The following is a 230-nucleotide window of genomic DNA, read 5'->3' as shown; positions in this document are numbered from 1 at the left end:
ACTGCCTTTAGTGATAGGCGGCGCAACGGGTACCGGCGGCATCTTAGACAATGAGAAACCCACGATCACCACGATAGAACCAGGTGCCCCAGGTGCTGGAGATGACAATGTGGTCGAAGGCAACAACCTGGTCTACACCGTCAGTCTGTCGGCAGCGACGAACGCGACGACGACCTACGCCTATAGTTTAGGTGGCGGCAGTGCGACGGCCACGAGTGACTACAACACGA

Annotated in this window: 1 protein-coding gene; it reads left to right on the top strand. The window is 57.4% G+C overall.

Annotation, left to right across the window (positions count from 1 at the left end; translation table 11 throughout):
- Positions 1-230 (top strand): hypothetical protein (locus ACO0KZ_RS20585; protein ID WP_422998677.1); only part of this gene is annotated, 230 nt, incomplete at both ends.

The organism is Undibacterium sp. Di24W, assembly GCF_049340325.1.
Taxonomy (GTDB): domain Bacteria; phylum Pseudomonadota; class Gammaproteobacteria; order Burkholderiales; family Burkholderiaceae_D; genus Undibacterium.
This window is presented reverse-complemented; position numbering and strand designations above follow the sequence as displayed.